The sequence below is a fragment of the Pseudomonas sp. GV105 genome (assembly GCF_003058185.1).
Classification (GTDB): Bacteria; Pseudomonadota; Gammaproteobacteria; order Pseudomonadales; family Pseudomonadaceae; genus Aquipseudomonas; species Aquipseudomonas veronii.
Window position 1 is genome coordinate 220,862 of record NZ_QBUF01000006.1, and the last position, 11,651, is coordinate 232,512.

Sequence of the window (11,651 nt, forward strand, 5' to 3'; positions counted from 1 at the left end):
CGGTAAAAATTTGTAACAAGTTCGGGAGCTGCCTGGGACACGTCACGGACTGGTTTGATTTCTTGTTTTTAAAATATTCTTTGAATACTAACCGCGTTCAACCGGCTCCGCCAGCCATCGTTGTAGAGGGTTTTTACCCTTTGAAATAAATGCACCGGGGGCAAAACCCACCGCGCAAAAATCCTTTGGTCAGCCTCGACGGGCCCGTCTGCCAAGGCTTGCGCTGATATGGCGCAGTGTCACTACTTGCTTTCGAGCGGTGGCCCCGGTATAAAAAATCAAATTTATTTTTAAAACAATATTTCCCGCGTGGAACTTTTATGGTCGTGAAGAAAGTCAGTTCTCCAAACGTTACCAAGACTCGATTGCTGGATGCGACAGAGGCTCTCTTCATCAAATACGGGTATGACGCTGTTTTGTTGCGGCAGATTACCGAGCGTGCCCAGGTGAACCTGGCTGCGGTGAACTATCACTTCGGGGACAAGGACGCCCTGATGAAAACCCTGCTGATGCAGCGCCTGGAGCCGCTCAACGAGCAGCGCCTGGAACTGCTGGCACGCTGCGAAGCCGAATCCGACGGCCCCCTCGATTGCGACACGCTGCTCGGCGTGCTGTTCGCCCCGGCCATGGGCCTGGAGCGCAGCGACCCGGCGAGTGGGGAAGGGCGTTCGTTCATTCGTTTCCTGGGGCGGGTCTACAGCGACACCTCGCCGTTTATCCAGGAATACCTCAAGGTCCATTACCAGCCGGTGTTCCAGCGCTTCTTCGAAGCCTTCGCCCTGGCCTTGCCGGACTTGCCGCGCAACGAACTGGGGGTACGCCTGCAATTTGCCCTCAAGGCGATTTCCGGTGTGATGGCCGGCACCGAACTGCGCCTGCTGATGAACTCCATGAGCCTGGGCCGCCCGGCCACGGATGCCGAAGTAATGGCCAAGTTGATCACGCTGGTCTCGGCGGCGATTCGCGTGCCGCAGCAAAGCCCCGAGGCGCAAGTGGCGTTGGCCAAGGTGCTCGATACCCAGCGCGCCATTCGCGAGCAAGCGTCCGCGCCCGCCGGCAAGGTGGCGCGCTAGCTCGAATCCGGGACAAAAAAAAGCCCGCTGGGGCGGCGGGCTTGATGTGCAACGTTTGTAACGGATGAGGCTTCACCCTACGTCCCGCGATGTGAATAAGTCGTGAAAAATATGTAAGAAGAAGTGTGAATGTGTTGGCGCAGGTAAACGCGCTAAATGCCCTCAGGTTCAGATCTTCCAGCGGCCAGCACTTTTGGCCAACTGCTGGCGCATCTCATCCACATTTGCCGCCAATTGCACGGTCAGCAACCGATACCCATCCAACGCACTGTAGACCGGCGCATCCAATGTCGGCTCGGTAGCCGTGGCCTGGCTCGGCCGCTCCAACCGTGGTGTCACGCCCGACCTCAGCGCGCGCGCCATGCCCACCAATTGCACGCGAATCTGCCGATGCTCGCCCTTCAACATTACCTGCATCCGCGCCATTGCCTGTTCGTCGCGAGGGTCTGGCCGGGTGTTGCCCAGAATCTCCAGGGTGCTGATGCACATGCGCAAATGCCGCTGGATCGTGTCCAGCTGGGTCATGGAGATCCGTACCTCCTTGGACACCGAAGGCATCAACGAACGCAGTTGCAGCATCGCTGTATTCACGCGGCTGAGCAGTTTGAGGTGTTCGTCATCAGTGACCGATTGACCGCTGATGATGCGGTTATAGATCGCGGCACAGTCGCGCAAGGCACTGGCCAGGTTGTAGCGCCAGGAGTACACGGCATACAGCGGCAAGGCGAAGGAAAACGCCAGGGCCAACGCAATACCGATCAGGATATCGACCGTGCGCCACAGCCCGTCCGACAGCGGATTGTCACCATGCCCGGCGACGATAAACACGGTGATCGCCGACAACAAGGCGGTGTATCCGCCCTTGCCGATGGCGTGATAGGAGAAGAACCCGCACACCACCGACATCAACAAGTAGGTCAGCAGCGGCTGCCCCACATATGTCTCCTGCACCACCAGCAGCAAGCCGACGCTGGCGCCGATCAGTGTGCCGTAGGCGCGTTCCATGGCTTTCTTGCCGATATTGCCGTGGTGCTGCAGGCCGCCGATCACCACCAGCATGGTCACCGACGCCCACTCGCCGTGGGGCAGGTTGATGCCGGTGGTCAGCAGGATCGTCGCCAGCAAGCCGATGGACACGCGCACGGCGTGGATCAGCTTGGCATGGCGATAGCGGCGGTAAGGGTCGAGCAGCGGGCGCAGCAGGCGCCGGGCAAATACAGGCAAGTGCAGGTTAATCAACGGCGAGGCGTCCTCTAGAAAATGTAGTCAGTGGTCAAGAAGCTCGAGTTGCGGTTGTGCAGGATCTCGCTGAGCAGTGCCTTGTTGCTGTCCTGGAACTTGGTCGCCACCAGGGTGCGGATCGAGAACACACGCAAGGCGTCATGTACCGACAGTGTGCCTTCGGCCGAGTTCTTGCGGCCGTTGAAGGGGAAGGTGTCCGGGCCGCGCTGGCACTGGGCGTTGATATTGATGCGGCCGACCTGATTGGCGAAGGTGTCCACCAGCCGTCCGATTTCCGCCGGGTCGGTGCCGAACAGGCTCAGTTGCTGGCCGAAATCCGATTCCAGTACGTAATCGATCACTGTCTCCAGGTCACGGTAGGGCACGATCGGCACCACCGGGCCGAACTGTTCCTCGTGGTACACGCGCATCTGCGGGTTGACCGGGTACAGCACCGCCGGGTAGAAGAACGAACCGCGACTGACGCCGCCATGGGCATTCATCACGCGGGCGCCGTGTTGGGCTGCATCGGCCACCAGTGCCTTGAGGTAATCGACCTTGCCCACTTCCGGCAGCGGCGTCAGCGCCACGCCGTCGTCCCACGGCATGCCGGGCTTCAAGGTCGCCAACTTGGCGTTGAATTTCTGGATGAAACTGTCGACCACGTCTTCATGCACAAACAGGATTTTCAACGCGGTGCAGCGCTGGCCGTTGAACGACAGCGAGCCGGTGACCGCTTCGCTGACGGCGTTGTCCAGGTCGACCTGGGGCAGCACGATGCCAGGGTTTTTCGCGTCCAGGCCCAGGGCTGCGCGCAGGCGGTGCGGGCGCGGGTGCAGTTTTTTCAGGTCGCTGGCGGCCTTGTTGGTGCCGATGAACGCGAAAATATCGATCTTGCCGCTGGCCATCAGCGCGCTGACGGTTTCGCGGCCGCTGCCATAGATCACGTTGATCACCCCGGCCGGGAAGCTGTCGCGGAATGCCTCCAGCAGCGGGCGGATCAACAGCACGCCGAGCTTGGCCGGCTTGAACACCACGGTATTGCCCATGATCAGCGCCGGGATCAGCGTGGTAAACGTCTCGTTCAGCGGGTAGTTGTACGGCCCCATGCACAGCGCCACGCCCATCGGTACGCGGCGGATCTGGCCGAGGGTGTCCTGTTCCAGCTCGAAGCGGCTGCTGCGGCGGTCGAGCTCCTTGAGGGCATTGATGGTGTCGGTGATGTAGTCGCAGGTGCGGTCGAACTCTTTCTGCGAGTCCTTGAGGTTCTTGCCGATTTCCCACATCAGCAGCTTGACCACCGCATCACGCTGTTCGCGCATGCGCCGCAAGAACGCTTCGACGTGGCGGATGCGGTCGACCACGCGCATCGTCGGCCATTCCCCCTGGCCGCGGTCATAGGCGCGCACGGCGGCGTCGAGGGCGCTGAGGGCGGTGTCGGCATCCAGCAGCGGCGTGCTGCCGATTTGTACGCGCTCGTCGCCCAGTTGCACCGGGCTGAGCACTTGGGCCAAGGGGCCGTTCCACACCCGCAACTGGCCGTCGACCAGGTAATCGCGCTGTTCGATGGGCGCTCCCAGGCGGAATTGCTCGGGAATATCGGCGGCGCAGGAAGGAAACAGCTGGGCGAGCAGGTTATCGGTGGTCATGTCGCTACCCCTGAAATAGTTGCAAAACATGACTAGAGAGTCACCCAACAACGGGTTCTGTGGCAAGGCTTGCGCGCTTTCTTGTACGCACGGCTGCACATGGCGGGTAAACTGCGAGGCTTTCTTGAAGGAGTTCACATGAGTCAGTACCAGCCGGGCATTCTTGCCGCACCGGTGCCTTTACAGGCACGCCATCTGTTTTTTGCCGTGGACTCCCTGGCCGCTGTACCTGCTGCGTTGAACGCATTGGTGCAGTGGGCGGATTCGGCCGCAGTGGTCGGTCTGGGTGAGCCGCTGGTCAACGCACTGGGCGCGCAGATCGAAGGGCTGCGCGCATTCCCAGCTGTCAGCGCGCCGGGCGCGCACAACCCCTCCACGCAGCAAGCATTGTGGGTGTGGCTGCATGGCGTGGATCGCGGCGAATTGCTCTTGCGCAGCCGCGCGCTGGAGAAAGCCCTGGCCCCGGCGTTCCGCCTGGTGCAGTCGACTGAAGGCTTCCGCTACAAGAGCGGTTTTGACCTGACCGATTACGAAGACGGCACCGAAAACCCCCACGACGATGCCGCCGTCGAAGCCGCGCTGACCGACAGCGGCGCCAGCTTCGCCGCGATCCAGCAATGGCAGCACGACCTCGATGGTTTTGCCGCGTTGCCTGCCCAGGAACGTGACCACATCATCGGTCGCCGCCACGGCGACAACGAAGAACTGGAGGACGCGCCCGAGTCCGCCCACACCAAACGCACCGCCCAGGAAAGCTTCACCCCGGAAGCGTTCGTGGTGCGCCGCTCGATGCCCTGGGCAGAAAACGGCCAGGCTGGCTTGATGTTCCTCGCGTTCGGGCATTCCTTCGATGCGTTTGAAGCGCAACTGCGCCGCATGAGCGGGTTGGAAGACGGCATCGTCGACGGCCTGTACCGCATCAGCACACCGTTGACCGGCGGCTATTACTGGTGCCCGCCGCTCAAGGACGGGCGCCTGGACCTGAGTGCCGTGTTGATCTGACCAGGCGTTTGCCTGGGTCATTGCGTCAGTACACGCGCCATCACCGATACGGAGTTGGCGCGTTTTTTTTACGGGTGCAGGCAACATGAAGATGTTGACAGCCAACGCATTGGCGACTGGAAAAAATCGTCGCAGCCCGTAATCTAGAGGCCTTTTGTCACCTGTGCGGATTGTGCATGTCTTCTGTTGCCGATGGGCTGCCCCTGAATAAACGCCTGCCGGCGGTGATCGCCATTTCCCTGGGCATCGGCATGGCGACCCTGGACACGGCCATCGTCAACACGGCGCTGCCGACCCTGGCCGACGGCATTGGCACCGACTCCGCGTCGGTGATCTGGGTGGTCAATGCCTACCAGTTGGCGATCATTGCCACGGTGTTGCCCTTCGCTTCGCTGAGCGATGTGCTCGGGCACCGTCGGGTGTACCTCGGTGGCTTGTTGCTGTTTATCGTATCGTCGCTGTTTTGCGGGATCGCCGGGTCGCTGGTGACGCTCACGGCTGCGCGGGTGGTGCAGGGGCTCGGTGCGGCCGCGATCATGAGCGTCAACACGGCGTTGCTGCGGCATATCTATCCGTCGCGCATGCTCGGGCGCGGCCTGGGCTATAACTCGCTGGTGGTGGGGCTGGCGTTCACGCTCGGGCCGACGGCGGCGTCGGCGATCCTGTCGGTGGCGAGTTGGCACTGGCTGTACCTGATCAACGTGCCGCTGGGGTTGCTGGCGCTGCTGTTGGGCCTGCGCTCATTGCCGGTCATTCCCATGGCCGGGCATGCCTTCGATCGTCTTGCCGCGCTGTTGTGTGCCGGGCTGTTCGCCTTGCTGGTGCTTGGCCTGGGGACGGCGGTGCATGGCGCCCAAGGTGCGTTGACCCTGGGCCTGATCGCGCTGGCGCTGGTCTGCGGTGCGCTGCTGCTGCGCCGCCAGGCCGGGCACCCGGCGCCGATGCTGGCAGTGGACTTGTTCAAGCGCCCGGTGTTTGCGCTGTCTTCGCTCACGGCGATCTGCGCCTTCAGTGCCCAGGGCCTGGCCTTTGTGTCGCTGCCGTTTCTGCTGCAGGCAGTGCTCGGGCACAGCCAGGTGGAGACCGGTTTTCTGATGACGCCCTGGCCTGCGGTCGTGGCGGTGATGGCCTTGGTCGCCGGGCGCCTGGCCGACCGCGTGTCCCTCGGCCTGTTGTGTGGGATCGGCCTGTTGATGCTGAGCGTGGGCATGGCGGCCCTGGCGACGTTGCACAATGATGCGTCGGCGTTCGAGATCGGCTGGCGCATGGCCTTGTGCGGAGCCGGTTTCGGGTTCTTCCAGTCGCCCAACCTCAAGGCATTGATGACCAGCGCGCCCTTGGCCCGCAGCGGCGGGGCCAGTGGCATTGTGGCGATCTCGCGGTTGCTGGGGCAGACGCTGGGAGCGTCGCTGGTGGCGTTGTGTTTTCACTGGTCCCTGGGCAGCGGCCCGCACTACGCGTTGTGGCTGGGCTGTGCGTTTGCGTTGGTGGGCAGTGTGGCCAGCGGCCTGCGGTTGTTGCCGTATGACAAAAAGGTTTAATCGAGCGTTGTAAAAAGCCGTTCGAGAAGGCTACGGTGGCGACCTGAATATTTCGGGATGTTTCAGATTTATGGCAAGCCAGGCCCAACGCACTGCCGACATCACCTCCCGCCGCGCCGCGCTGACCTTGGCTTTATGCCTGCCCAGTGACGTGTTGCTTTATCTGCTGCTGCCCATGGAATCCCAGGCGTTCGGCATCACGCTGGCCCAGGCCGGGGTGCTGCTGGCGGCCAACCGACTGGTGCGGATTTTCGGTTACCGCCACGTGCTCAATTTCTATGCCCGCCACGGCGATCGTCTGACCTGCATGATCGCCGCCGGTGCCGCGACGCTGTGTGCCTTGGGTAACTCGATGCTGTCGGGCTTCGCTGCATTGCTGGGCTTGCGGCTGGTCTGGGGCTTGTGTTTTGCCGCGTTGAACTTGTCGACCCAAGTGCTGGCGACCGCCGAGCCGACGGGGGCCGCACGCCGGGCAGGGCGGTCGCGGGCCTTGATCGCCCTCGGGCCGATGCTCGCATTGCCGCTCGGCGGCTGGCTGACCTTATGGGCCGGGCCGCGTCCGATCTTTCTGATTCTCGCCGGATGCTGCCTGCTGGGCTTGTGGATGGCGCGGGGGTTGCCTACTGTCGGCCATGATTTGCACAGCAGTCCGGGGCGCCGTTTCAAGTGGCCCGACAGCGTGGCGCTGTGGTCGTTTATTGAAGGCGTGGCGCTGGATGGGCTGTTTATCTTTGGCCTGTCGATCCAGGCACAGAAGCTTCTCGGGGGCGACGCGGTGCTGATCGCCGGTGCCTTGATGGCCTTGCGTTATGTCTCGGAAATGCTCCTGAGCCCGCTGGGCGGTCGCGCCGCGCAACGCTTCGGCGCCACGTCGATGCTGTTGTTGTTTTCGTTCCTGAGCGCTTTGGCCCTGGCGGCATTCGGCAGTTATTGGGTGATCGTCGGCGCGGCGGCAGTGCTGGTGTTGCGGGCGTTGCAGTTGCCCCTGGTGACGACCTTGGTGGCCGAACGCAACCCCGGTTCGATGCGCGTGTCGGCATTGGCCTCCAACGCGGTATGGCGCGATATCGGCGCCGGCCTCGGGCCGCTGCTGGCGGGGTTGTTGCTGCCGGTCGCCGCGGCCCCTTGGGTGTTTGGCCTGGCGGGCGCCGCGATAGCCGTCAGCGCCGTGTTCTGCTGGCGGGCAAAGCGTTCCAACTGACAATGTGAGGTAGTGTGTGACCCGACAAGAAGACTGTGTACGCGTGCTGGATGACGCCTATCGACACTGGACCGGCCAGGGCTTGCCGGCGCCCGAGCATCTGGACGCACAGCAACGCCTGACCTGGCTGCATGCCCATGCGCCCTACAGCTTGCTGGCCCACGATGGCGCGGCGGACCCGCGGTTTAACTACGCCAATGCGTGCGCCTTGGCGTGCTTCAAATACCCGCGCGAGACCTTCATCGGCATGCCGTCACGCTTCAGCGCCTCGGAACTCGACCGCGCCGCGCGCCAGGTGTTATTGGAGCACGTCAGCGCCAACGGCATCGCCCATGGCTACAGCGGCTGGCGGGTGGATGCACATCAGCAGCCGTTCATGATCCATGCCGGTGTGGTGTGGACGTTGCTCGATGCCGCCGGCCTGCCGTGTGGGCAGGCGGCGCTGTTCTGGCCGGATGCGCAGCGTATCGGGGTGTTGGCTTAAGCGCCTTTGAAACTGTCCAGCCAGGACGGGTCGAAACGGGTTTGCTCGGTATCGAGCCCCAACGCTTGCATCTTCGCCCTATGTGCCTCGATCTCGCCGACCAACTGCACCTGGGCGCTGGAGTTGGCGTCCAGCTCATGCATCTGCGTCAGCCCCAGGTGATAGAACCGCAGCACCTTGAGCGCCGTCGGGTCATTGGCTTGCACGCGGTCGGTGACCTTGTGCATCACGTTGGTCACGCGCATCAGGTTGCGCTTGAGCTGCCAGCCATACACCGCCGGCGCCAGCCATGGCTGGGTCCAGAACGGGCCACGCACCAGGGCGAGGGTGATCAACACCCCGGCAAACACCCCACCCACGTTGTAGCGAAAGTTGTCGCCGCCGGCTTCGCCAAACAGCATCACCGCCAGGCTCGACAACAGCATCGCCAGGGCCACGAACAACACGGCCACGATCAACGTACTGCGACGGGTCTGCTGGCGGTAGGTGATGGGGTCGCAGGGTTTGAGTTCGAACATCCGGGGAAAATCTCCTTGGCGTTTGTAGGGGATAGGGCAGGGCCGCATCTTCTCATGCTTGGCGATGGGGTGTGCGGTAAACACGTTGAACGAAGGCGTGTGGGGCGTTCTCTATGATCGATTGCAAGCAGCCCCGGCCCGGATCGCACACGCAATGCCCCGAAAGAGCGTGAGCAACCAAATGCTGTCGAAAAAAAAGCCCCGTCGTTGAACGGGGCGTTTGTTTATTTGGGCGGTACCCAGTTGACGTCGGTGATGCCGTACTTCTCGGCCCAGGGCCGGGTGGTTTTTTTCACCTGTTCGTGGCCGACCCGACCGATACGGCTGACATGCGCAATATCGGCATCAACGGCCGCCCAGTGCCAGGCCTCGGCGTTATTCATCACTTCGGCACGCACCACGAAAGACTTCGGTTGACCGTGCAGTTGATAGGTAATGGTGTAGATTTTTGCGCTACTCATGTTGCCTCCCTGTCTTGTTATAGATGGATAGGAAAGCGTTTAAAAAGGTTCATTCGAAATGACAAATTGCCGGTCCGGGCGGCATAGTGGAGCCTTCGCCACGCGCCCAAGGATCGCGTCATGTCCCGCCTGACCCAAAGCCACCTGTACCTGCAACGCCTGGGCTACGCTGCGCCGCCGCCGCCGACCCTGCAAACCTTGCAGGACCTGCAATTGCGGCATGTGTGTACGTTCGCCTTTGAAAGCCTGTCGACCCTGCTGCGCTTGCCGGTGCCGATCGACCTGCCCAGCGTCGAACAAAAAGTCTTGCTCGATGGACGCGGCGGGTATTGCTATGAACTGAACCAACTGTTCCTGGAGCTGCTGCAGGAGCTGGGCTTCGACGCACGCGGCATCACCGGACGGGTCGTGATGGGCGGGCCACCGGATGCACACACCGCGCGTACCCATCGCCTGAGCCTGGTGACGGTGGACGGTGTGCGCTATATCTGCGACGTCGGCTTTGGCGGCATGGTGCCGAGCAGCCCGTTACGCCTGGACAGCGAAGCGATCCAGGCCACCGCCCACGAACCCTTTCGGCTGACCGTTAAGCACGGCAGCTACACCCTGTGGGCCGACGTCGGCGGGGAGTGGCGTGGCTTGTATGTGTTCGACCTGCAGGTGCAGGCAGACATCGACTATGAAATCGGCAACTGGTACGTCTCCACCCACGCGGGCTCGCCGTTTCTCGGTCAGTTGAAAGTGGCACTGCTCGCGCCGGGTAAGCGTCACACCTTGAACAACGGCCACTACGCGATGCACTCCCTGGACGGTCCCAGCGAAAAACGCGCGATAGCCAGTGCCGATGAATTGCTTGATGTGCTGCGCGGCACCTTTGGTCTTCGTTTGCCGGTGCATCAGCGGCTTCGCGAAACGCTCGATGGTTTAGTGTCGGCCAATCTTTAGACGCATTGAGGCCGCATCTTCTCTGGCCCATAAACGCAAAAACGGCACCCGAAGGTGCCGTTTCTGTTTACTGCGTACCGCTAAGCGATCAAACGCCCAGTACCGCGTGCTGCACCAAAGTGAGCAACGGTTGTGGGTACACGCCGAGGAAGAAGGCGAGCACGGCGATGGCCAGCAGCATCACGCCACCGGCTTTCTGTTCCCAGTGCAGCTCGGCATCCACACGACGCAGGTTTGGCTCGATCAGGTACAGGGTGACCATCACGCGCAGGTAGTAGAACACGCCGATGGCGCTACCCAGGATGAGCGAGGCAACCAGCCACCATTGATGCGCTTCAACGCCGGTCGCGATGATGTAGAACTTGCCGATAAAGCCCGCAGTCAGCGGGATACCGGCCAGGGACAGCATCATCAGGGTCAACACGGCGGTCAGGTACGGACGGCGCCAGAACAGGCCGCGGTATTCGTACAGGGCGTCGGCGTCACGGCCTTTGTAAGGCGAGGACATCAGGGTGATGACACCGAAGGCGCCGAGGCTGGTGATCACGTAGGTGACCAGATACACGCCGATCGCTTCCAGGGCCAGGCCTTTGCTCGCCACCAGGGCGATCAGCAGGTAGCCGAAGTGGGCGATGGACGAGTAACCCAGCAGACGCTTGAGGTTGTTCTGGGTCAGCGCCAGCAGGTTACCGAACAGGATCGAGGCAACGGCGATCACGCTCAGTACGTCGCTCAACACGCCGGTGTTGGCCGCTGGGGAGATCTGGAACAGACGCACCACCACCGCAAACACCGCAACTTTCGTCGCCGTGGCCAGGAACGCGGCCACCGGCGCCGGAGCGCCTTCGTACACGTCCGGTGTCCACAGGTGGAAGGGCACCAGCGACAGTTTGAAAGCCAGGCCGATCAGCATCATCGCCAGGCCCAGTTGGGCGATCGGCGCAGGCATGCTGGTGGCCGCCAGGGCGTGGCCGATACCGGTGAAGCTCAGGCTGCCGGCTTCGGCGTAGAGCAGGGCCATACCGAACAACAGGAACGCGGAACCGGCGGCCGACAGCACCATGTACTTGATGCCGGCTTCCAGGGAGCGCTTGTTGAAGAAGGCGTAGGCCACCAGGCCGTAGGTCGGGATCGACAGCAGTTCCAGGCCGATGAACAAACCGGCCAGGTGCTGCGCGCTGACCAGCACGATACCGCCGGCCGCAGCCAGCAGGATCAGCAGGTACAGCTCTTCGCGGTTGCCCGGGTAGCCGGTGCCGCCTTCGCCGAGGTAGGCGTGGGCGAGGGTGACGCAGGCCAGGGTGGCGACGAGGATCAACGCGATATACAGCAGCGCGAAGTCATCGATCATCATCAGCGGGGTCACCGCCAGGGGCGCGACCTTGAGTGCCGGGATGATCGACAGCAAGGCCAGGTTCAAACCCGCACAGGACAGCAGGAAGGTTTGCGCATGATTGCGACGCCAGGCGATCGACAGCATCACCACCACAATGGTGAGGCTGGTGATCAGCAGCGGCGCAAGCGCGATAAAGTGTTGGATCGTGAATTCCATAGCG

General features: G+C 62.4%; 11 protein-coding genes. 6 read left to right on the forward strand and 5 right to left on the reverse strand.

Translation table 11 applies throughout. From position 1 onward, the window contains the following. Positions 1 to 320: 320 nt before the first annotated feature. Positions 321 to 1,073 carry a TetR/AcrR family transcriptional regulator gene (locus tag C8K66_RS13685; RefSeq protein ID WP_017848076.1) on the forward strand — a complete coding sequence of 251 codons (753 nt, stop codon included), beginning with the start codon at positions 321 to 323 and terminating at the stop codon, positions 1,071 to 1,073. A 168-nt stretch (positions 1,074 to 1,241) separates the two neighbouring features. Here the strand turns inward: C8K66_RS13685 and C8K66_RS13690 are convergent, their stop codons facing one another. Next, a complete protein-coding gene (locus C8K66_RS13690; RefSeq protein ID WP_057004491.1) occupies positions 1,242 to 2,303 on the reverse strand; it encodes an FUSC family protein in 1,062 nt (353 codons plus the stop codon). Between the two features lie 23 nt (positions 2,304 to 2,326). Continuing rightward, positions 2,327 to 3,943, reverse strand: coding sequence for an NADP-dependent glyceraldehyde-3-phosphate dehydrogenase (locus tag C8K66_RS13695; RefSeq protein ID WP_017848074.1), 1,617 nt, complete (start codon positions 3,941 to 3,943; stop codon positions 2,327 to 2,329). 138 nt (positions 3,944 to 4,081) lie between these two features. Here C8K66_RS13695 and C8K66_RS13700 point away from each other — a divergent pair, with 138 nt between their 5' ends. The 4 genes from C8K66_RS13700 (at position 4,082) to C8K66_RS13715 (ending at position 8,171) form a co-directional block, all read left to right on the forward strand. Beyond that, positions 4,082 to 4,945, forward strand: a complete 864-nt coding sequence (locus tag C8K66_RS13700) for a Dyp-type peroxidase (protein ID WP_108525101.1) — start codon at positions 4,082 to 4,084, stop codon at positions 4,943 to 4,945. A gap of 176 nt (positions 4,946 to 5,121) precedes the next feature. Then, positions 5,122 to 6,486: an MFS transporter gene (locus tag C8K66_RS13705; RefSeq protein ID WP_046382901.1), complete on the forward strand. Its 1,365-nt coding sequence runs from the start codon at positions 5,122 to 5,124 to the stop codon at positions 6,484 to 6,486. A 70-nt stretch (positions 6,487 to 6,556) separates the two neighbouring features. Next, on the forward strand, positions 6,557 to 7,687 hold the full coding sequence (locus tag C8K66_RS13710) for an MFS transporter (RefSeq protein ID WP_057004425.1): 1,131 nt from the start codon (positions 6,557 to 6,559) through the stop codon (positions 7,685 to 7,687). 43 nt (positions 7,688 to 7,730) lie between these two features. Then, a complete protein-coding gene (locus C8K66_RS13715; protein WP_046382903.1) occupies positions 7,731 to 8,171 on the forward strand; it encodes an MEKHLA domain-containing protein in 441 nt (146 codons plus the stop codon). Here C8K66_RS13715 and C8K66_RS13720 read toward each other — a convergent pair. Next, on the reverse strand, positions 8,168 to 8,689 hold the full coding sequence (locus C8K66_RS13720) for a DUF3087 domain-containing protein (protein WP_046382904.1): 522 nt from the start codon (positions 8,687 to 8,689) through the stop codon (positions 8,168 to 8,170). The genes C8K66_RS13715 and C8K66_RS13720 overlap by 4 nt on opposite strands. Before the next feature lie 224 nt (positions 8,690 to 8,913). Beyond that, complete coding sequence (locus C8K66_RS13725) at positions 8,914 to 9,150, reverse strand: DUF6555 family protein (protein ID WP_046382905.1); 237 nt, start codon at positions 9,148 to 9,150, stop codon at positions 8,914 to 8,916. Positions 9,151 to 9,270: 120 nt separating this feature from the next. Between C8K66_RS13725 and C8K66_RS13730 the strand changes: the two genes are divergently transcribed. Then, on the forward strand, positions 9,271 to 10,095 hold the full coding sequence (locus tag C8K66_RS13730; RefSeq protein ID WP_108525103.1) for an arylamine N-acetyltransferase: 825 nt from the start codon (positions 9,271 to 9,273) through the stop codon (positions 10,093 to 10,095). Between the two features lie 88 nt (positions 10,096 to 10,183). Here C8K66_RS13730 and nuoN read toward each other — a convergent pair whose 3' ends face one another. Continuing rightward, on the reverse strand, positions 10,184 to 11,647 hold the full coding sequence (gene nuoN, locus C8K66_RS13735) for an NADH-quinone oxidoreductase subunit NuoN (RefSeq protein ID WP_017848066.1): 1,464 nt from the start codon (positions 11,645 to 11,647) through the stop codon (positions 10,184 to 10,186). Positions 11,648 to 11,651: the final 4 nt, after the last annotated feature.

What these genes read in the sequence shown, in the direction of transcription:
- C8K66_RS13710 (WP_057004425.1), top strand. Translation starts at nt 6,557, where the DNA reads ATGGCAAGCCAGGCCCAACGCACTGCCGACATCACCTCCCGCCGCGCC.
- C8K66_RS13730 (WP_108525103.1), top strand. Translation starts at nt 9,271, where the DNA reads ATGTCCCGCCTGACCCAAAGCCACCTGTACCTGCAACGCCTGGGCTAC.
- C8K66_RS13695 (WP_017848074.1), bottom strand. Translation starts at nt 3,943, where the DNA reads ATGACCACCGATAACCTGCTCGCCCAGCTGTTTCCTTCCTGCGCCGCC.
- C8K66_RS13685 (WP_017848076.1), top strand. Translation starts at nt 321, where the DNA reads ATGGTCGTGAAGAAAGTCAGTTCTCCAAACGTTACCAAGACTCGATTG.
- C8K66_RS13720 (WP_046382904.1), bottom strand. Translation starts at nt 8,689, where the DNA reads ATGTTCGAACTCAAACCCTGCGACCCCATCACCTACCGCCAGCAGACC.
- C8K66_RS13705 (WP_046382901.1), top strand. Translation starts at nt 5,122, where the DNA reads ATGTCTTCTGTTGCCGATGGGCTGCCCCTGAATAAACGCCTGCCGGCG.
- C8K66_RS13700 (WP_108525101.1), top strand. Translation starts at nt 4,082, where the DNA reads ATGAGTCAGTACCAGCCGGGCATTCTTGCCGCACCGGTGCCTTTACAG.
- C8K66_RS13725 (WP_046382905.1), bottom strand. Translation starts at nt 9,150, where the DNA reads ATGAGTAGCGCAAAAATCTACACCATTACCTATCAACTGCACGGTCAA.
- nuoN (WP_017848066.1), bottom strand. Translation starts at nt 11,647, where the DNA reads ATGGAATTCACGATCCAACACTTTATCGCGCTTGCGCCGCTGCTGATC.